The organism is Prosthecobacter sp. (genome assembly GCF_044227185.1).
In the GTDB taxonomy this organism is placed as follows: Bacteria; Verrucomicrobiota; Verrucomicrobiia; order Verrucomicrobiales; family Verrucomicrobiaceae; genus Prosthecobacter.
Genome location: NZ_JBGAFO010000020.1, coordinates 1 through 19,203 on the forward strand (window position 1 = coordinate 1; position 19,203 = coordinate 19,203).

Consider the following 19,203-nt stretch of genomic DNA (forward strand, 5'->3'; position numbering starts at 1 on the left):
ATCAGACAGTGTCGAATGCATTGTTGCATAAGGATTTACAGCGTTCAAGGACGCACAAAGGCGAACATGAGGAAACCCGCAAGGAAGGAACTACGGATCAGAAGGTTTCAGGTTCGAATCCTGACGGGTGCGCCACTCATTTAAAAAAATGAGTTCATGATTCCCGGGCGGCACAATCTTGCTTCGCTCCATCAGTGATCCTCGGCAAAGGTTCCGCGCAACTTCATGCATCCGCCGGCCATGACCCGTCGAAAGATCACTGTCTTGAATCCTCAGAGCACGGACGCGATCATTCCCACGGCCTCTCGCAGTACGGCTGCGGCGCAGCGCCTTTGGACGGGCTGGTTCAAAGGCAAAAAGTGGAAACCTTTTCCCTTTCAGCAGGAGGCCTGGTCCGCTTTTCTGGCGGGGGAGAGCGGTCTGGTGCATGCACCCACCGGGCTGGGGAAAACATATTCCGTCTGGGGCGGTCCCGTGCTGGAGTGGCTGGCGGCAAATCCAGACCGCACAAAGTGGCCCAGGAAGACCGAGCCCATCCGCGTGCTCTGGCTCACACCGCTGCGTGCTTTGGCCAATGATACGGTGGAGTCCCTGCGTGCCCCTTTGGCGGATCTCGGCATCCCCTGGTCCGTGGAACTGCGCACGGGAGACACCACCACCGCCGTGCGGCAGAAGCAGCGCCGCCATTTTCCCACTGCACTGGTCACCACACCGGAGAGCCTGTCTCTCCTGCTCACGCATGCGGACACCCAAGAAAAATTCGCCTCGCTGCGCTGCGTCATCGTGGATGAGTGGCACGAGCTCATGGGGACGAAGCGCGGCGTGCAGGCGGAGCTCTGCCTCGCGCGGCTGCGGCAGTGGGCTCCCGGCCTGCGCGTGTGGGGCCTGTCCGCCACGCTGGGAAATCTCACTGAGGCGCTGCACACCCTGCTCGGCGCTACTGCACAGACCGCGCAGTCGCGGCTCGTCTCTGCTCACGTGAACAAAAAATTCGAGCTCAAGACGCTGCTGCCGCGCAGCATGGAGAGCTTTCCCTGGAGCGGTCACGCGGGCCTGCGCATGCTGCCGGAGGTCATCCGCCGCGTGGAAAAAAGCCGCACCACGCTGCTCTTTGTGAATACGCGTTCCCAGGTGGAGCTGTGGTTCCAGTCCCTCCAGGCCGCGCGGCCTGACTGGGTGGAGACGGCGGACATCGCCCTCCACCACGGCTCCGTGGACCGCCAGCAGCGGGAGGAGGTGGAGGAGCGCCTGCGCGCGGGCACGGTGAAGTGCGTGGTCTGCACCGGCAGCCTTGATCTCGGCGTGGATTTTTCTCCGGTGGAGCAGGTCATACAAATCGGTGCGCCCAAAGGCGTGGCGCGCATGCTGCAGCGTGCGGGGCGCAGCGGCCACCAGCCCGGTGCGGTGAGCCGCATCTACTGCGTACCCGCGCATGCGCTGGAGCTCGTGGAGTTCGCCGCCGTGCGCGATGCCATCGGACGCGGAGAAATGGAGGCGCGCGAGCCCGTGGAGCGTCCGCTGGATCTCCTCGTGCAGCACCTCGTCACTCTCGCGCTCGGCGGTGGTTTCCACGAGGAGCAGACCAAGGCGGAGATCCGCTCCACGCATGCATTCCGGGATTTGAGCGATGAGGAATGGCAGTGGGTCATCGACTTCATCACACGTGGCGGAAAAAGCCTGCGCGCCTACCCGCAGTTCCGCCGCGTGCGGCAGGACGGCGATTTTTACACGGTGGACCAGGGGGACATCGCGCGCTTTCACCGCATGTCCATCGGCACCATCACCAGCGATGCCATGATGTCCGTGCGCCTCCTGCGCGGCAGCCACCTCGGCAGCATTGAGGAGTCCTTCATCGCGCGGCTCAAAGAGGGGGACGGCTTTGCCTTCGCGGGCTTTCAGCTCGAGTTTGTGCGCGTGCATGACATGACCGCCTTTGTGAGAAAGAGCAAGAAGACCGCGCGCCGCGTGCCGCAGTGGATGGGCGGCAAGATGCCGCTCTCCACCCAGCTCGCCCGCGCCGTGCGCCTGAAGCTCGCGGAGGCAAAACGCGGCACCTTTGACTCGCCGGAGATGCGCGCCGCGGAGCCTGTGCTGCACATTCAGTCGGCATGGTCGCTCATTCCCGAGCCGGACGAGCTGCTCATCGAGTGGACGCACACCCGTGAGGGCGTGCTGTACTTCATCTACCCCTTCGCGGGGCGTCTCGCGCATGAGGGCCTCGCCGTGCTCACCGCGCATCGGCTGGGCAAAATCGAGCCGCGCTCCTTTGCCCTCACCATGAATGATTACGGCTTCGCCTTGATGACACCCACGCCGCTGAATCTCGATGAGCAAACCTGGCGCGAGACGCTGTCACCCGAGCGGCTGGTGGAGGACATCCTCGACTGTCTCAATTCCACCGAGCTCGCCCGCCGCAAATTTCGCGAGATCGCCCGCATCGCCGGCCTCGTGTTTCAGGGCTATCCTGGCAGCTCCAAATCCACGCGCCAGGTTCAGGCCTCCAGTGGTTTGTTTTACGACATGTTTTCCCGCTATGAGCCCGACAACCGCCTGCTGGACCAGGCGCGGCGTGAGGTCATCGAACGCCAGCTTGAGGTGCGCCGTTTGCAGGAGGCGCTGGCCCACGCGCAGACCATGAAGCTGACGCTGCGCCACACCGAGCGCCTCACCCCGCTCTCCTTTCCGCTGTGGGCCATGTGGGTGCAGGCGCAGGTCACCACGGAAAAATGGGCCGACCGCGTGCGCCGCATGAGCGAGCAACTGGAGGCTGAGGCCAGGAACACATGAGAAACGATGTGACGCTGGAGTGGGGCGGCACCACTCTCACCCTGCTTCCGGAGCGCGCCGTCTGGTGGGCTGCGGAGAGCACGCTCTTCATTGCCGACCCTCACTTCGGCAAAGCCGCCGCCTTTCGCTTTGCCGGCATCCCCGTGCCGGAGACCTCGCATGAGGATGACCTGGAGCGCCTCACCCACATCCTCACGCACACCTCCGCCCGCCGTCTGGTCATCCTGGGGGACTTCCTGCATGCGAAGACGGGAAGGAATGAATCCATGTTCGCCGCGCTCCGCACCTGGCGCGAGAGCCACGCCGCGCTGGAGATCGTGCTGGTGGAGGGAAACCACGACCGCCGCTCCGGCACGCTGCCCGAGGATCTGCGCATCACCTGCGTCAAAGGCCCCTGGCCGCTCGGCCCCTTTCACTGCCGGCACGAGCCGCAGGAAGATGCGGAGGCCGTGGTGCTCGCCGGGCACATCCATCCCTCCTACGGTCTCTCAGACCGCCTCGGCACTTCCGTGCGCGCGCCCTGCTTTCACTTCTCCGCCCGCGTCGTCCTGCTCCCCGCCTTCGGCTCCTTCACCGGCACCCATGGCATTCGCCCCGCTGCGACCGACCGCGTCTTCCTCGTCGGCACCGATGCGGTGATCGAGGTGAGCGGCGCGGTAAAGTGAGTCTTGCTTTTAATGCACGGCCGCACCTGGGGGAGCGCCCGGGCCATCACAGCGCTCTCAAGCTTTCATCGCAGCCTCGGCTTCCACGTCTCCGCGCCGCGCTCACCCGTTGTTTGGCAGACGGGCTGTCGTGTGACATGGGCCGCGCCTAGTGCGTGTCCGTGGACCAAGCGGGCCCTGCGGTCTGACAACCGTACGAGGGATGAGGTGGATGAAGCCCGGGTTCAGGCTCCCGGGCGGCTTCGTCGTGTGGCGCTTCCGCTTCCTTTTGACTGCATGTTGGAAGAACGCCCCGCTTGGAGCTGCATTTCATGCCGCAGTCTTTCACCCGCTTCTTGGTAAGTGTGAATGGCTTGTTTCGCTTCCTCATGCAGAGCGGAAGCGCGGGCGATGGCACGCTTGGATTCTATCCCTGACGGCGTTCAGGCGGCATCAAACCCTGGACGCTAGGCGAAACGCTCACGGTCGCGCCATGAACTTGGAGCAAAAGCCTTTGGCTGGATTTCCTTTTCCCAGTCCTGAAGGGATAACTGGGCGCGCAGGAGATCCAACGCCTCCTTCAGAGAGAGGAGGGCGGGTTCTGGGTGGGGCGGTGTCTCAAGGGCGTTCATGGTTGGTGAGAGAACCATTCGAAGTGGTCTCTGATAATGCAACGATGAGCGGGTCAGGAGGGCCGCTGAAATTTCGCTCAGGCAAACCAGCAAGATCTCCGAATCTTGTCCCGGAAAGCGTGACATGCCTCCTGCCGTGGCGGTCGCATTTTCGTCTCACCGCAGAGGCTGCGCCTCCCCGGCGCGGACGGCACTTTGGCTGCGCAGTTGACGAAATTCTTTACCAACCGTGGAGCCTTTGAAACACGATCTGCTCAGACCGTGAATCTCCTTCCCGAATACGATGACGCATGGCGTGCGCAGGGCCGCGTCAGGCGTCGTTTCTCGCGCCGCCGTCTGGGATGAGATCAGCTCCTTCGAACTTCTCCCCCCTTTGCCATGAACCAGCTTTTCCCGCGCTCGGCCAATACCATCGCCCGCGTGGCGCTGGTGGGAGCCGTGCTGGGATTGGCAGGGCTGGTGTGGGCGCTCAGCGCCGTCAATGGCTCCTCCCACATGACACGCGTGGGTACGGCGCTGGAGCAGCCCGTTCCTTTCAGCCATCAGCATCACGCCGGCGAGCTGGGCATCGACTGCCGCTACTGCCACAGCACGGTCGCCGTTTCCGCTGAGGCGGGGCTGCCGGCCACGGAGACCTGCATGACCTGCCACTCGCAGGTCTGGAAGGACGCGCCCATGCTGCAGCCGGTGCGGGAAAGCCTGCGCACGGGCCGGCCCTTGCAGTGGACCCGCGTGAGCACCATCCCGGATTTTGTTTACTTCAACCACAGCGTGCATGTGAAGGCCGGCGCGGCCTGCATGGAGTGCCATGGCCGCGTGGACCGCATGCCGCTGACCGCGCGGCAGGAGCCGTTTGAAATGCGCTGGTGCCTGGACTGCCACCGCCACCCCGCGCAGCGACTCAGCGCGCCGGGCACGCAGTTTCAAATGCCCGACACCAAACCCGCCGACGCCACCGTGGCCGCCCGGTGGATGCGCCAGCGCCACGTGGAGACAGACACGCTGACCAACTGCACCGCCTGCCACCGATGAACCCTCCGCGCCTGGATCCCGCACTTCTCCACCATGCCGCGACGGGGCAGGGGGGCATGCAGTGGCGCAGCCTGGAGGAGCTGGCGGACACGCCCGAATTTCGCGCCGCTGTGCAGCGTGAGTTTCCCGCCGGTGCCTCGGAGTTTGCAGATGCTGGCAGCCGCCGCCGCTTTCTCGGGCTCATGGGCGCCTCCCTCGCACTGGCCGGCCTGTCTGCCTGCCGCCGTCTGCCCATGGAAAAACTGGTGCCGTATGTGAAGCAGCCGGAGCAGCTCATTCCCGGCGAGCCGCTGTTTTTTGCCAGCACGGAGGTGCTCAGCGGCTATGCACGCGGCGTGCTGGTGGAAAGCCACGAAGGCCGCCCCACCAAGATCGAGGGCAACCCCGGCCACCCCGCCAGCCTCGGGGCCACGGATGCGCTCATGCAGGCTGCTGTTTTGCAGCTCTACGATCCCGACCGCTCGCAGACGCCGCTGCGGCAGGGGCAGCCGGACACAGTCAGCAACTGTTTTGCCACACTGACGGCCCAGCGTTCAGCTTGGGAAAAGAACGGCGGTGCCGGCCTGCGCCTCGTATTAGGACATACCACATCACCCGCGCTGCTGGACCAGATCGCTCGGCTTGCGGCCCGTTATCCACAGGCCCGTTGCTGTGTGCATGAGCCCGCGCTCAATCTGCATGCCTCACATGCGCCGCTCCCGCTGGCGGAGAAGGATGTCATCTTCTCGCTCGATGCGGACTTCCTCGCCTGTGGCCCCGGGGCAGTTGCGCACACGAAGCAGTTTCAGAAGCGGCGCGATCCCGCTGGCAAAATGGTGCGGCTCTACGTGGCGGAGAGCACGCCGAGCCTCACCGGCGCGCAGGCGGATCATCGCTTTGTGCTCACGCCGCAGGAGATCCAGCAGCTGGCGCAGCAGATGGAGGCGGCACTGCAAGGGGCATCACCTCAGGATGCACCCGCATGGCTCCCAGCGGTGATGCGAGACCTCAAGGCGAATGCGAAACGAGCTCTGGTGGTGGCCGGGGAGTTTCAGCCGCCAGCCGTGCACGCCGCCGTGCGCCGCATCAACGAGGCCCTCGGCGATGCCGCGCCGCCTGCCGCCACCGTGGCTTTCCCCGCACCTCTGCAATCCCTGCAGGAACTGAGCGCAGACATGCTTGCAGGAGAGGTGGCCGCGCTGTTCATCCTCGGCTGCAATCCCGCCTACTCCGCGCCTGCGGATGTTCCCTTCGCAGACGCCTTGGCAAAGGTTCCCCTCAGCCTGCATCACGGTCTCCATGCAGATGAGACCGCCGTCCGCTGCACATGGCACCTGCCCGCCGCCCACTGGCTGGAGGCCTGGGGAGACGCCGCCGCTTGCGATGGAACGTGCAGCATCCAGCAGCCGCTCATCGAGCCTCTCTACGGCGGCCTCTCCGCGCATGAAATTTTGGCCGTCCTGCTCGCCCAGCCATCTGCTCTAGGCGGCTACGAAACCGTGCGCGCCTTCTGGCAGAAGCAGCACACCGGCGCGGACTTCGAATCCTTCTGGCGCACCTCCATCCATGACGGCGTGATCCGTCAGGGAGCGCGGGATTCATCCCGCAGCACCCCGCCGCCACCCGCCGCTCCGCTTTCCTCCGCAGCTTCCGGCTCGAACGGGCTCACGCTGCTCATCCGTCCAGATCCCCACATTCACGACGGCCAGTTCGCCAACAACGCCTGGCTTCAGGAGCTGCCGAAACCCATGACCAAACTCGTTTGGGAAAACGCCGCCCACATCGCCCCCGCCACCGCAAAACGGCTGGGCCTGAACCACGGCGATGTCGTCTCCCTCAGCCAGGGTGGCAGACATGTGGACGCTCCGCTCTGGCTTCTCCCCGGCATGGCGCAGGACTGCGTTCTCATTCATCTCGGCTACGGCCGCTGGCGCGCAGGCCGTGTGGGCACGGGGCTGGGCTTCAGTGCTTACGCATTGCAAACCTCCAACGCCCTCTGGCAGATCAACGGCCTGGAGCTGCGTCCCACCGGCGCACGTCACTCCTTCGCCACCACGCAGGACCACTCCGCCATGGAAGGCCGGGAGCTGGTGCGCCATGCCGATCAGCCGGCTTATCAGCGCGATCCTGCCTTCGCGCAAAAAGCCTCTCCATCGCCCGGCGCAGACGAAACTCTCTACCCCAAGGTGGCCTCCAAAGGCCACGCCTGGGGCATGGTCATCAATTTGAGCAGCTGCATCGGCTGCTCCGCCTGCACCATCGCCTGCCAGTCGGAGAACAACATCCCCGTGGTCGGGCGCGAGCAGGTGACGAAGCACCGCGAGATGCACTGGCTGCGCGTGGACCGCTACTTCGAAGGCACGCTCGAAGCGCCCGCCATCCTGCATGAGCCTGTGCCCTGCATGCATTGTGAAAACGCCCCCTGCGAGCTCGTCTGCCCCGTGGCCGCCACCGTGCACGACAGCGAGGGCCTCAACGCCATGGTGTACAACCGCTGCATCGGCACCCGCTACTGCTCCAACAACTGCCCCTATAAAGTCCGCCGCTTCAACTTCCTGCAGTTCGTCGACACCGAAACGCCGCAGCTCAAACTTCAGCGCAACCCCAACGTGAGCGTGCGCACCCGCGGCGTGATGGAGAAGTGCACCTACTGCGTGCAGCGCATCGAGTCCGCCCGCATCTCCGCCAAGGTGGCGGGCCGTGAACTGCGGGATGGCGACGTCACCCCCGCGTGCGCGCAGGCCTGCCCCGCGGAGGCCATCACCTTTGGCGATCTGAACGACCCCGCCAGCAAGGTCTCAAAACTCAGGGCAGACCCGCGCAACTACGCGCTGCTGGCAGAGCTGAACACCCGCCCGCGCACCACCTACCTGGCCAAAGTGTGGAACCGCAACCCGGAGATCCCCGCCGCATGAGCACGAGTGCTGACACCTGCGAACGCGTGAATGCGCAGATCACCACGCTGGTGATGCAGCGGCCCGTGGGGCGTCGCTGGCTGCTCGGTCTGGGCGTGGCCTTTCTGCTGCTCAATCTTCTGCTCGTCTGCATCGCATGGCTGCTCATCAAAGGCGTCGGCATCTGGGGCGTGAACATCCCGGTGGGGTGGGGCTTTGCGATCACGAATTTTGTGTGGTGGATCGGCATCGGCCATGCGGGCACCTTCATCTCCGCCATCCTGCTGCTGCTGCACCAGAACTGGCGCACGTCGATCAACCGCTTTGCGGAGTCCATGACACTTTTCGCCGTCGCCTGCGCGGGTCTCTTTCCGCTGCTTCACCTCGGCCGCCCGCAGCTCTTTTACTGGCTGCTGCCCTATCCGGACACCATGGGCCTGTGGCCGCAGTGGCGCAGTCCGCTCGTGTGGGATGTGTTTGCCGTCTCCACCTACCTCACCGTCTCGCTGCTGTTCTGGTTCATCGGCCTCCTGCCAGACCTCGCCACCTTGCGGGATCAGCAGCAGCGCCCGCTGTGGCAGCGGCGGCTCTACGGCCTGCTGGCCCTCGGCTGGCGGAACTCCGCCCGCCACTGGCAGCGCTACGAGTCCGCCTACATCCTCCTCGCGGGGCTGGCCACGCCGCTGGTCATTTCCGTGCACAGCGTGGTCAGTTTTGACTTCGCCGTCGGCATCGTGCCCGGCTGGCATTCCACCATCTTCCCGCCCTACTTCGTGGCCGGTGCCATCTTCTCCGGCTTCGCCATGGTGCTCACGCTGATAATCCCCGTGCGCCGTTGGTACGGGCTGGAGGGGTACATCACGCCGCGGCATCTGGAGAACTGTGCCAAGGTCATGTTCGCCAGCGGTCTCATTCTCGCCTACGGCTACTTTTCCGAATGGTTCACCGCGTGGTACAGCGATGACAAGGTGGAGGCCGCCGGAGTGATGGACCGCTTCTTTGGACATTACGCACCGGCCGCCTGGCTCATGCTCGGCTGCAACATCCTCGTGCCTCAGCTCCTCTGGTTCCGTGCCGTGCGCACTAGCGCCGCCATGCTGTTTGTCGTGTCGCTCCTGGTGAATGTGGGCATGTGGACGGAGCGCTACGTCATTGTGGTCGGCAGCCTCTCGCATGATTTCATGCCCTCCGCCTGGGGCCAGTTCCACCCCACGTTCTGGGACTGGGGCACCTATGCGGGCACCATCGGCCTCTTCCTCACGCTGCTCTTCCTCTTCGTCCGCGTGCTGCCCATGATCGCCGTCTCTGAAATGCGCAAGCAGGAGGTGGCCGAATGAGCGCGCGCATCCACGGCACCGTCGGCGAATTCGCCGAAGTGAGCGCGGTCCTCGCCGCCGCAAAAAAAGCCCGCGAGGCCGGTTTCGCAAAGCTGGAGGCCTACACCCCCTACGCCGTGGAGGGCCTGGCCGAGGTGCTCGGCATGCGCCGCACCGCCGTCCCGCTCATCACCCTCGCCGGCGGCCTGCTCGGCGGTCTGGTTGGTTATGGCATGATGTGGTATTCAGCCACCATTGCCTACCCGCTCAATGTCGGCGGCAGGCCCCTGCATAGCTGGCCCGCCTTCATCCCCATCACCTTTGAGCTGACCATCCTCGGCGCCGCGCTGGCCTGCGTCTTCGGCATGCTGGCGCTGAACGGCCTGCCCCGCCTGCACCACCCCATTTTTAACACCCCCGGCTTCACTGCCGGCAATGCCTCGCACAGCTACCTGTGCATCTGCGCAAAAGACACCCGCTACGATGCCGCGAAAGCCGCGGAACTGCTCCGTCAGGCCGGCGCCCAAAACGTCTGGGAGGTGCCCGCATGATCAGGCGCCTTCCAGCACTTTTGCTGCTGCTTTTCCTCGCCGCCTGCAAACCCCAGATGGGCGAGCAGGCCAAACACGAAGCCTACACCCCCAGCGACTTCTTCGCCGACGGCGCCGCCATGCGCCCGCTGCCTGCGCACACCGTCGCGCGTGGCCAGCTCAGCGCCACGGACGCCTACCACACCGGTTTGCGTGGCGACGGACAGCTCACCACCGAATTTCCCGACCCCGTCACGCCCGCGCTGCTCACACGTGGCCGTGAGATGTTTGAGGTCTTCTGCTCCGTCTGCCATGGCTTCACCGGGGCAGGGGATGGCATGATCGTGCAGCGCGGATTTCCCGCACCGCCCACGTTTCACAGCGACCGCCTGCGCCAAGCGCCCGTCGGCCATTTTGTCAATGTCATCCACAGCGGCTACGGCGTCATGTATCGCTACGCCTCACGCGTGCCTGCGGCAGACCGCTGGGCCATCGTCGCCTACATCCGCGCCTTGCAGCTCAGCCAGCATGCCACCCTCGCGGACGTTCCAGACGCCGACCGCTCTCGCCTCGCAGCGCCTCCGCAGAAAGGAGGCGGTTTATGAAAGCCTTCCTTGAGGCCTGGCTCATTGCCTGGCTTTTCTGGTCCGGCCTGGCCTTCGGCGCGCTGGCAAACCGCCTGCTGCAGGCTCTCACCGGCGGTGCCTGGGCGCAGGCGGTGCGCGCTCCGTGCGAGGCCGCAGCGCTCACCCTGCCGCTGCTCGGCGTCCTCTTCCTCCCCATCGCCTTCGGTGCCGAAACACTTTACCCCTGGGGAGACCGCGCCCTCTTTGCCACCCACGACTGGCCGCACAAGGCCGCGTACTTCACGCTTTCGTTTTTCAATGTTCGCAGCGCGCTCACGCTCGGTATCGGCGCGCTCTTAACCTTCCTCGTGCTGCGTTCTGACCGGCGGGAGGCCGCTCTCGGCGCCGGCGGACTCATCGCCTTCTTCCTGTGCATGAACTTCTCCGCCACCGACTGGGCCCTCTCCCTCACGCCGGAGTTTTCCTCGTCCATCTTTCCCACCATCCTCATGTTCTTCCAGTTCGTGGCCGCGCACGCCTTCGTGGTGCTCACCGCCTGCCGCACAAACGCAGAAACACTGACTGCAAAGCAGTGCCACGACCTCGGCAATCTCCTTCTCGCCTTCCTCATCTTCTGGGCCTACGTTTCCTTCTCCCAGTTCCTCCTCGTCTGGTCCGGCAACCTGCCGCGTGAAATTTCCTGGTATCTCCCACGCTGGAGCGGCGGCTGGGAGTGGCTGGCGCTGCTGCTGGTGCTGGGAAAATTCGCCCTGCCGCTCGCCCTCCTGCTGAGCAAAGCCGCCAAGAGCGACCCGCGCCGCCTCGCGCGCATCGCCGCCATCGTGCTGGCGGCATCCGTGCTCGAGATCTTCTGGCTCGTCGCCCCCGCGTTGCATCCCCGCACCCTCGCGCTGCCCTGGCAGTTGCCTCTCACATTCATCATCATCGGCTCCCTCTGGCTCTTCCTCTTTCGCCGGTTGCTCTCATCGAGAAAGGAGGCCGCCCATGCCTGAGCCCCGCTACGAGACACGCGATGCCAGCACCCGCGGCGTCTGGCTCTTCATCGCCGGCCTCGCCATGGTGGTCGGGCTCGTGTGCGCGGGTGTCTTTCTGCTGCAGCGCTGGCTTTCCTCCCACCCCAGCTCCCCGGTTCAGGCCTCTCACAGCACAGGTCCCAGCCTCACCCCGCCCGGCCCTGCGTTGCAGTCCGCTCCACGCGAAGACCTCATCGCCTATCGCCAGCGACAGCAGGCCCTCCTCGAATCCACCGGCTGGAACGACCCCGCAAAAACCAGCCTCCACATCCCCATCTCCCACGCCATGGACCTCATCGCCCAGCGTGGCATCAACGGTGGCAAAGCCGCGACCCCGCTCGAGATGCAGCAGCAAAAAGCCACCACCCCCCGCACACCATGAGGCACCACTCCATACCACACGTGCCTTCAGAAAAGTACGATGGGCATTGCCTCACTGCGTTCGCCCTTCGGGCAGCCTGCGGCTGGCTATCTCCGCTTCGCTCCGGTTCCTGCCCGTCGATCAGCGCTTCCACATCTCCCAACGCCTCCACCCAACCACAAGTCCCGCTCACACCACCAGGCATAGCTCTCGCCGCACAAAACACACGGGTGCCGAACTCTCGCTGCCTCTCCATCCTCCTCACCTGCCTCCTCATCCTCCACCCATTCACCGCCCACGCCCAGACCCTCCCTCCCGACTACAAAGACCGCGTGGGCTTCGACCAGCACCCCGGCCACACCCTCCCGCTCAATGCCGTCTTCGCAGACGAATCCGGCCGCCCCATCCGCCTCGGCTCCCTTCTGGGCACCCGCCCGGCGGTTCTCGTGCTCGCCTACTACGGCTGCCCCAATCTCTGCACTGTCGTGCTCAACAGCACGCTCGACAGCCTCCGCGATCTCAAACGTACCGTCGGCACCGACTTCGATGTCATCGTCGCCAGCTTCGACCCCTCCGAAAAGCCCCCGCTCGCCGCCGCCAAAAAGGCCGCCACCGCCCGCCGCTACGGCCGCCCCGGCTCGGAGGCCGGATGGCATTTCCTCACAGGAAATACCGGCTCCATCCGCCAGCTCACCTCAGCCGTCGGCTACCGCTATTTTTACGATCAGGCCACGCAGCAGTTCGCGCACCCCAGCGGCATCGTGGTCATCACGCCGGAGGGGAAAATCGCCCGCTACTTCATGGGCGTGGACTTCCCGCCGCAGGATCTCGCCACCGCGCTGGACGAGGCTGCCGCGGAAAAAATCTCCCCCCTCAGCCGCGCCCTGCTCCTCCTCTGCTTTGTGCATGATCCTGCCACCGGCAGGTACACCCTCCTCATCTCGCGGGTTTTTCAAATCGCCGGCGTCCTCACCGTCGCAGGCCTCATCGGCATGCTCGCCTTCATGAGCCGCACACGCACCGCGCCCCCCGCTTCCAGCGCATGAAAGACTTCCTCCAGCTCTTCCGCAGCGCGTCAAATTTCGGCGGCCCCGTCGATGCCCTCCTCTGGGCATTGCTGCTGACCTGCGGGCTCATGACGCTGATCCTCGGGGCGCTCATCCTGCTTTTCTGCTGGCGCTACCGGCGCGGCTCCCCCGCCAGCCGCGCCCCTCTGCAGCTCTCTCAGACCAAAGTGGAGATCACCTGGACCCTCATCCCGCTGCTCATCTTCCTCGGCCTCTTCGCCTGGGCGGCCAAGGTGTACTTCGACATGGCCCGCCCCCCGGCCGACGCCCTGGAGATCCACGTCGTGGCCAAACAGTGGATGTGGAAAATGCAGCACCCCAACGGCTGCCGCGAGATCAATGAACTTCACATTCCCGTCGGCAGGCCGGTCTCTCTCGTCATGATCTCGCAGGACGTCATTCACAGCTTCTACGTGCCCGCCTTCCGCACCAAGCAGGATGTGCTCCCCGGCCGTTATACCAGCGAATGGTTCACCCCCACGCGCACCGGCCGCTTTCATCTCTTCTGCGCGGAGTACTGCGGCACAGACCACTCCGCCATGACGGGCAGCATCGTCGTCATGGAGCCCGCGCAATACAGCGCCTGGCTGGCCTCCCAGCCGCCGCCCGAGTCCGTCACCGCAGCGGGCCAGCGCCTCTTCCTCGCCCTCGGCTGTGCCGGTTGCCACGCCACCGGCAGCCGTGTGCCCGCGCCCTTGCTGGAGGGCCTTTACGGCAGGCCCGTCGGCCTCGCAGACGGCACCACCCTCATCGCGGATGAGGCCTACCTGCGCGACTCCATCCTCCTGCCAAACAAGCACATCACCGGCGGCTACCAGCCCGTCATGCCCACCTACCAGGGCCAGCTCGGGGAGGAGGAGGTACTCCAGCTCATCACCTACCTGAAATCTCTCTCCGCTCCTCCGCCCCCCACGCCATGACGCCCACCTTCCATCCGCAGGCGTCTCCGCAAACGCCCGCCACTCAAGCGCCGGACTACCTCTCCGGTGGCACCACGCTGCGCTCCTGGCTTCTCACCACCGATCACAAGCGCGTGGCCATCCTCTACATGGTCGCCACCACGCTGTTCTTCTTTGTCGGTGGCACCGCCGCCGCGCTCATGCGTCTGGAGCTTGCCACCCCGGCGGGAGATCTCGTCAGCTCCGCCTTGTACAATAAACTCTTCACCATGCACGGCGTCGTCATGGTGTGGTTCTTCCTCATCCCCGCCGTGCCCGCGGTGCTGGGAAATTTCCTCGTGCCGCTCATGGTCGGCTGCCGCGATCTCGCCTTTCCCCGGCTCAATCTGCTGAGCTGGTATCTCTATATTGCCGGCGGACTCTTCGCCCTCTACGCCATCCTCGTCGGCGGCGTGGACACCGGCTGGACTTTCTACACGCCCTACAGCAGCACCTATGCAAACGGCCACGTCATCGCCATGGCCGCGGGCATCTTCATCGCGGGTTTCTCCTCCATCGCCACCGGTTTAAATTTCATCGTCACCATCCACCAGATGCGCGCTCCTGGTATGACGTGGTTTCGCCTTCCTCTCTTCATCTGGTCCATCTACACCACCAGCATCATCATGGTGCTCGCCACGCCCGTGCTGGCCATCACCCTCGTCCTGATGTCGCTGGAGCGCTTCTTCGGCGTGGGGATTTTCAATCCCGCGCTTGGTGGAGATCCTCTCCTCTTCCAGCACCTCTTCTGGTTCTACTCCCACCCCGCCGTTTACATCATGATCCTCCCCGGCATGGGCGTCACCAGCGAGCTCATCACCTGCTTCGCCCGGAAGCCCGTCTTTGGCTACAAGTTCATGGCCTATGCCAGCGTCGCCATCGCCGTTCTCGGCTTCCTCGTCTGGGGCCACCACATGTTTGTCAGCAGCCAGTCCATCTATGCCGGCATGGTTTTCTCCGTGCTCAGCTTCCTCGTCGCCGTGCCCTCCGCCATCAAGGTCTTCAACTGGACCGCCACGCTCTTCCGCGGCTCCATCTGGCTGCAGACCCCGCTCCTCTATGCGCTCGGCTTCATCGGTCTCTTCACCATCGGCGGCCTCACCGGCCTCTTCGTCGCCTCGCTCGCGGTGGACGTGCACCTCACGGACACCTACTTCATCATCGCGCATTTTCACTACATCATGGTCGGCGGCATGGTGCTCGCCTACCTCGGCGGGCTGCATTACTGGTGGCCCAAGATCAGCGGGCGCCTGTACCCGGAGTGGCTCGCCAGGATCGCCGCCTGCACCATCTTCGTCGGGTTCAATCTGACCTTCTTCCCCCAGTTTCTCCTCGGCGTCCTCGGCATGCCTCGCCGCTACCACGCCTACGCCCCCGAGTTCCAGACCCTCAATGTCCTCTCCACCTGCGGGGCGGGGGTGCTCGCCCTCGGCTACCTGCTCCCTCTGGGCTACTTGCTCTGGTCCCTCCGCTACGGCGCGCGCGCGCCGTGGAATCCCTGGAACGCCACCGGCCTGGAGTGGACCACGCCCTCGCCACCGCCGCATGAAAACTTCGCCGCCGTCCCGGTGGTTACCGCACCGCCTTATCAATATGACCCCGCAGCCGAAGAAGCCGCCCTGCGCCTGAAGGAGGTGCCGCATGCCTGAGCCCGCGCCAGCCCTCGTGGCACCGCAGTTTGAATCCGCCACGCAGCAGCGGCAGGCCTCGCTGCTGGGCATGTGGATCTTCCTTTCCACGGAGACGCTCCTCTTCGGTGGCGCGCTCCTGGGGTACGCCGTGTACCGCATGCAGCACGCGGAGGCCTTTGCCGCGGCGGGCCGCCACACCCTGCTGCTCGCAGGCACCTGCAATACCGCCATCCTCCTCCTCAGCAGCTACCTCGTGGCCCGCGCCGTGCAGCGCATGGAGGACGAGGAGGGCAGGGGAGCTCGCGCCGCCGTGCCGCGCCTTCTCACCTTCGCCGTGGCTCTCGGCACCCTCTTCCTCGTCATCAAAGGCTTCGAATACGCCCATGAAATCCGCGAAGGCCTCTTCCCCGGCGCCGCGTTTCACATCGAAGGCCGCGATCCCCAGGCGCAGCAGATGTTCTTCATCCTCTACTTCACCCTCACCGCGCTGCACGCCGTCCACGTCACCATCGGCATGCTCCTGCTCGCCTTTTGCGCGTGGAAAGTTCACCGCAGCTCCGCGCCGCAGCGCCTCGCCACCCTGGTGGATCTCACCGGCCTTTACTGGCACTTCGTGGACCTCGTCTGGGTCTTCCTCTTTCCCCTGTTTTACCTCCTCGGCCGTTCGCCATGAGCTTGAGCAAACAACCTCTCCTCACGCTGCTCGCCCTGCTGGCGTTGCTTGCTCTCACCGTGGGCGCGGCGTATCTGCCCATCGGTGCCGCACAGCTGCCCCTGGCGCTGCTCATCTCCATCGCCAAGGCGGTGCTCATCGTGCATGTGTTCATGCGTTTCTCTCACGGCACGGGCGTGGCCAGGCTCGCCTTCGCGGCAGGCTTTGTGTGGCTCGTCATCATCGCCACGCTGAGTTTGAGCGACTATCTGACCCGCTGACGCAGCACACTTCCGTGCTGCCGGCAGATTTAATGCTGGCATGCGGCGGACGGAGCAACGTATAAGAATCTGTCGTCAGTGATGACCCATCCGGTGATGGCCGGCTTGACGATGCAGCATATTTAGAGGTTCATGAACAGATTCGTACAGATTCGTCTCATTCCGGTCATTGCTGTGGGTGGCGCATTGTGCATGGCGGGACTGCTGTGGCCGGAGTCCGAATACCAGCGGCCTCTGACGGTGGCGTTGAACATCTGGCCTGGGACGGAAAACCTCGTCCTCGCATGTGATGCCGGCAACACTCGGGAACAGCGGATCAACACCGTGGAAATGTCCTGGCCCACGGCGGTGATGGGCGCCTTCCGCAAGCGTGTGGTGGACGCCGCGGTGGTGACGCTGGATGAAATGATCCGCCTGGAGGCCGATGGCGCGAAACCACGGGCCATCCTTGTGCTGGGAGTCTCCAAAGGCTCGGATGCGATCATGGGCCATGCGGGGATGGAGTCCATGCAAAGCCTGCGCGGCAGGCGCGTCGGCGTGGAGATCAGGTCCTCCGGCGAGCACCTGCTTTGGAAGGCTCTGGCAGCCAGCGGCATGTCGGTGAAGGATGTGCAGATGGTTCCGCTGAACCTGGCGGAGACGGAGGATGCCTATGACGAGCATGAGCTGGACGCGGTGGTCACCGCGGACCCCTGGCGGCTGCGGCTGCGGGACAAAGGCGCGGTCACGCTGTTTGATTCCGCCCGCAGCGGGCTGGAGTTCTGCCGCGTGCTGGTGGTGAGGGAGGAGGTCATCCGCGTCTATCCGAACGAGCTGAAATCCCTCGTGTCCGAATGTCTCAGACTCAGCGCGCAGTTGGAGCAGAGCGACAGCCCGGGGCTGGATGCCGCCCTTCGGCGCGAAGGATTCACACTGAAGCAGTGGCGGGAGTCGCTGCAGGCGTTTCATATGCCGGACGCCGCCGAGAACCGCCGGCTGCTGCGGCCGGGGAAAGGCGGGCTGGAGGAGTATGTGACTGAAATGGTCAGGACGATGCTGAAGGAAGGAATGCTGCATCGTCAGGTCAATGTGAAGGGGCTGTTCATTCCAAACTTTCTGGAGGAGGGGTCGTGAAGCGATTTTTGACTCTGCAGTTCCGCGTCTCGGCGCTGGTGATGGTCTTTGGCCTGCTGATGATCGTGCTGAACATCTCGCGGCAGTACAAGCATGATGTGAACGGCCGCTTTCGCGAAATGCGTCTGCAGGCCTATGAGGAGGGCACTCGGCTGTCCAGCTTTGCGCAGCATTTCCTCAGGCGCCGTCTCGCGCAGTCGGCGGACCTGGCCATCAGCTACGCATCGGTGAATCCCGACCTGCGGCTTGGGCTGATTTCCGACGGCAACGACGTCGTTCGCAATGCGACCCGCAAGCAATGGCGCGGCCTTTCACTGTGGGACTGCCCGCTGCCGCTGGAGCCCCACCTGGTGCACCAGGCCAAGGAGACGAGCGAGGGCATGATGGTGGAGGACCTGGAACAAGGACGCCTGATTGCCTTCTTTCCCTTCATGGACATCAGCGCGGCCTCCCGCAAAGGCCTGGTGGTCCTGCAGTATGACCTGAGCTGGTTCATCGCATCATCCGTCAGGCATGCGATGAATGAGATCCTCTCGCAGGCCTGCGTGCTGCTGGGGAGCTGCCTGCTCCTGTGGACGCTGCTGCAATGGCTGATCACCGAGCGCGTGGCCCTCATCGTGGAGCAGGCGCGGCACATCGGGCCGGATGAAGTCGTGCCGGATCCCATCGATGGCGGAGACGAGCTGGAGATCATTTCCAAGAGCATCGCGGATGCCTCGCACCGCCTGAAGGAGTCCGAATGGAGGTTCCGCCAGATCGCGTCCCACATGCGTGACATTTTCTGGGTGGCCCCGCCCGACACCACCGAGCAGATCTATGTCAACAGAGCCTACGGGGAGGTCTTTGCGCGCGCGGGTTCCAGGCTGCGCATGCACCGGTGGGACTGGCTGCGTACCGTGGTGCGCAAAGACCGCGGAAAGGCGCTGAAAATGCTGCGCGCCCTGCGCACCGCGCCTGGAGAAGCCGAGGCGGAGATCCGCATCCATGTCAGGGGCGGCATCGAGTGGCTGCGCTGCCGCGCGTTCTCCACCGCGCGCTCCCATGACAGGCCCGGGCAGTTGCAGGTGGCGGGCATGGCCAGCGTCATCACCGTGGAAAAGGAGATGTCAAAGCTGCAGATCGAGGCGGTCGAGAATGAGCGCAGACGCATCGGCCAGGATCTGCACGATGATGTCTGCCAGCGCCTGGCGGCCACGCAGTTGAAGAGCGGCGTGCTCGGCAGCAGCCTGGGGCGCGAGGGGCACCCGCAGGCCGCTCTGGCGGTGAATGTGGCGCGTGAGCTGGCGGAAACCTCCGAGCTCGCGCGCGGCTACGCCCGCGGCCTGGCGCCCGTGGCGGTCGGGCCGGAAGAGCTGCCGGACGCGCTGGATGACCTGCGCAAGTTCCTGGAGCATGCCTTCGCGCTGCAGTGCCGGATCTCCTGCGAGGACGTTTCCGGAGTGCTCAAGACTGAGGAGGCCGCCCTGATCTTCCGCATCGCGCAGGAGCTGGCCACCAATGCCGCCAAACACGGCCGTGCCACCTGGATCGCCATCAGTCTGATGCATGACCACGCCCACTTGCGGCTCGAAGTGGCCAATGATGGTGTCAGCTTTACTCCCGGCGCGGGCGTAAAAAGAAAAGGCATGGGGCTTTTCATGCTGCGGCAGCGTGCCGATGCCCTCGGCGCGACGCTGTCGTTTCAGCCGCGCAACGTGGCGGGAGGCGGGACGCTCGCAGTTTGTGAAATGCCACTTGCATCTTAAG

The 19,203-nt window shown here is 64.7% G+C and carries 16 protein-coding genes; all 16 read left to right on the forward strand.

All coding sequences use genetic code 11. The annotated features are described in order from the left end of the window. The first annotated feature begins 240 nt into the window (after positions 1–240). A complete protein-coding gene (locus ACILSQ_RS29995) occupies positions 241–2,787 on the forward strand; it encodes a ligase-associated DNA damage response DEXH box helicase (RefSeq protein ID WP_395747390.1) in 2,547 nt (848 codons plus the stop codon). Beyond that, a complete protein-coding gene (gene pdeM / locus ACILSQ_RS30000; protein ID WP_395747391.1) occupies positions 2,784–3,452 on the forward strand; it encodes a ligase-associated DNA damage response endonuclease PdeM in 669 nt (222 codons plus the stop codon). Before ACILSQ_RS29995 ends, pdeM begins: the two co-directional genes overlap by 4 nt. 989 nt (positions 3,453–4,441) lie before the next feature. Further along, complete coding sequence (locus ACILSQ_RS30005) at positions 4,442–5,095, forward strand: cytochrome c3 family protein (protein ID WP_395747392.1); 654 nt, start codon at positions 4,442–4,444, stop codon at positions 5,093–5,095. Next, positions 5,092–7,989, forward strand: a complete 2,898-nt coding sequence (locus ACILSQ_RS30010; RefSeq protein WP_395747393.1) for a TAT-variant-translocated molybdopterin oxidoreductase — start codon at positions 5,092–5,094, stop codon at positions 7,987–7,989. Before ACILSQ_RS30005 ends, ACILSQ_RS30010 begins: the two co-directional genes overlap by 4 nt. Beyond that, entirely contained in the window at positions 7,986–9,305 is a 1,320-nt protein-coding gene (gene nrfD, locus ACILSQ_RS30015; RefSeq protein WP_395747394.1) for an NrfD/PsrC family molybdoenzyme membrane anchor subunit, read from the forward strand. Before ACILSQ_RS30010 ends, nrfD begins: the two co-directional genes overlap by 4 nt. Continuing rightward, the gene (locus ACILSQ_RS30020; RefSeq protein ID WP_395747395.1) at positions 9,302–9,835 is read left to right on the forward strand and encodes a DUF3341 domain-containing protein; all 534 of its coding nucleotides are present in this window, start codon (positions 9,302–9,304) and stop codon (positions 9,833–9,835) included. Before nrfD ends, ACILSQ_RS30020 begins: the two co-directional genes overlap by 4 nt. Further along, positions 9,832–10,419 carry a c-type cytochrome gene (locus tag ACILSQ_RS30025; RefSeq protein ID WP_395747396.1) on the forward strand — a complete coding sequence of 196 codons (588 nt, stop codon included), beginning with the start codon at positions 9,832–9,834 and terminating at the stop codon, positions 10,417–10,419. The genes ACILSQ_RS30020 and ACILSQ_RS30025 overlap by 4 nt, the downstream gene beginning before the upstream one ends. Beyond that, complete coding sequence (locus ACILSQ_RS30030) at positions 10,416–11,393, forward strand: hypothetical protein (RefSeq protein ID WP_395747397.1); 978 nt, start codon at positions 10,416–10,418, stop codon at positions 11,391–11,393. The genes ACILSQ_RS30025 and ACILSQ_RS30030 overlap by 4 nt, the downstream gene beginning before the upstream one ends. Further along, positions 11,386–11,796, forward strand: a complete 411-nt coding sequence (locus ACILSQ_RS30035; RefSeq protein WP_395747398.1) for a hypothetical protein — start codon at positions 11,386–11,388, stop codon at positions 11,794–11,796. The genes ACILSQ_RS30030 and ACILSQ_RS30035 overlap by 8 nt, the downstream gene beginning before the upstream one ends. A gap of 209 nt (positions 11,797–12,005) precedes the next feature. Beyond that, complete coding sequence (locus ACILSQ_RS30040) at positions 12,006–12,821, forward strand: SCO family protein (RefSeq protein WP_395747399.1); 816 nt, start codon at positions 12,006–12,008, stop codon at positions 12,819–12,821. Continuing rightward, on the forward strand, positions 12,818–13,762 hold the full coding sequence (gene coxB, locus ACILSQ_RS30045; RefSeq protein ID WP_395747400.1) for a cytochrome c oxidase subunit II: 945 nt from the start codon (positions 12,818–12,820) through the stop codon (positions 13,760–13,762). Before ACILSQ_RS30040 ends, coxB begins: the two co-directional genes overlap by 4 nt. Further along, positions 13,759–15,429 (forward strand): cytochrome c oxidase subunit I, encoded by a 1,671-nt coding sequence (ctaD, locus tag ACILSQ_RS30050; protein ID WP_395747401.1) that lies wholly within the window; start codon positions 13,759–13,761, stop codon positions 15,427–15,429. Before coxB ends, ctaD begins: the two co-directional genes overlap by 4 nt. Continuing rightward, entirely contained in the window at positions 15,422–16,084 is a 663-nt protein-coding gene (locus ACILSQ_RS30055; RefSeq protein ID WP_395747402.1) for a cytochrome c oxidase subunit 3 family protein, read from the forward strand. Before ctaD ends, ACILSQ_RS30055 begins: the two co-directional genes overlap by 8 nt. After that, a complete protein-coding gene (locus tag ACILSQ_RS30060; RefSeq protein WP_395747403.1) occupies positions 16,081–16,344 on the forward strand; it encodes a cytochrome C oxidase subunit IV family protein in 264 nt (87 codons plus the stop codon). The genes ACILSQ_RS30055 and ACILSQ_RS30060 overlap by 4 nt, the downstream gene beginning before the upstream one ends. A gap of 132 nt (positions 16,345–16,476) precedes the next feature. Continuing rightward, positions 16,477–17,457, forward strand: a complete 981-nt coding sequence (locus ACILSQ_RS30065) for an ABC transporter substrate-binding protein (RefSeq protein WP_395747404.1) — start codon at positions 16,477–16,479, stop codon at positions 17,455–17,457. Next, complete coding sequence (locus ACILSQ_RS30070; protein WP_395747405.1) at positions 17,454–19,202, forward strand: histidine kinase; 1,749 nt, start codon at positions 17,454–17,456, stop codon at positions 19,200–19,202. The genes ACILSQ_RS30065 and ACILSQ_RS30070 overlap by 4 nt, the downstream gene beginning before the upstream one ends. Position 19,203: the final 1 nt, after the last annotated feature.

What these genes read in the sequence shown, in the direction of transcription:
- ACILSQ_RS29995 (WP_395747390.1), top strand. Translation starts at nt 241, where the DNA reads ATGACCCGTCGAAAGATCACTGTCTTGAATCCTCAGAGCACGGACGCG.
- pdeM (WP_395747391.1), top strand. Translation starts at nt 2,784, where the DNA reads ATGAGAAACGATGTGACGCTGGAGTGGGGCGGCACCACTCTCACCCTG.
- ACILSQ_RS30005 (WP_395747392.1), top strand. Translation starts at nt 4,442, where the DNA reads ATGAACCAGCTTTTCCCGCGCTCGGCCAATACCATCGCCCGCGTGGCG.
- ACILSQ_RS30010 (WP_395747393.1), top strand. Translation starts at nt 5,092, where the DNA reads ATGAACCCTCCGCGCCTGGATCCCGCACTTCTCCACCATGCCGCGACG.
- nrfD (WP_395747394.1), top strand. Translation starts at nt 7,986, where the DNA reads ATGAGCACGAGTGCTGACACCTGCGAACGCGTGAATGCGCAGATCACC.
- ACILSQ_RS30020 (WP_395747395.1), top strand. Translation starts at nt 9,302, where the DNA reads ATGAGCGCGCGCATCCACGGCACCGTCGGCGAATTCGCCGAAGTGAGC.
- ACILSQ_RS30025 (WP_395747396.1), top strand. Translation starts at nt 9,832, where the DNA reads ATGATCAGGCGCCTTCCAGCACTTTTGCTGCTGCTTTTCCTCGCCGCC.
- ACILSQ_RS30030 (WP_395747397.1), top strand. Translation starts at nt 10,416, where the DNA reads ATGAAAGCCTTCCTTGAGGCCTGGCTCATTGCCTGGCTTTTCTGGTCC.
- ACILSQ_RS30035 (WP_395747398.1), top strand. Translation starts at nt 11,386, where the DNA reads ATGCCTGAGCCCCGCTACGAGACACGCGATGCCAGCACCCGCGGCGTC.
- coxB (WP_395747400.1), top strand. Translation starts at nt 12,818, where the DNA reads ATGAAAGACTTCCTCCAGCTCTTCCGCAGCGCGTCAAATTTCGGCGGC.
- ctaD (WP_395747401.1), top strand. Translation starts at nt 13,759, where the DNA reads ATGACGCCCACCTTCCATCCGCAGGCGTCTCCGCAAACGCCCGCCACT.
- ACILSQ_RS30055 (WP_395747402.1), top strand. Translation starts at nt 15,422, where the DNA reads ATGCCTGAGCCCGCGCCAGCCCTCGTGGCACCGCAGTTTGAATCCGCC.
- ACILSQ_RS30060 (WP_395747403.1), top strand. Translation starts at nt 16,081, where the DNA reads ATGAGCTTGAGCAAACAACCTCTCCTCACGCTGCTCGCCCTGCTGGCG.
- ACILSQ_RS30065 (WP_395747404.1), top strand. Translation starts at nt 16,477, where the DNA reads ATGAACAGATTCGTACAGATTCGTCTCATTCCGGTCATTGCTGTGGGT.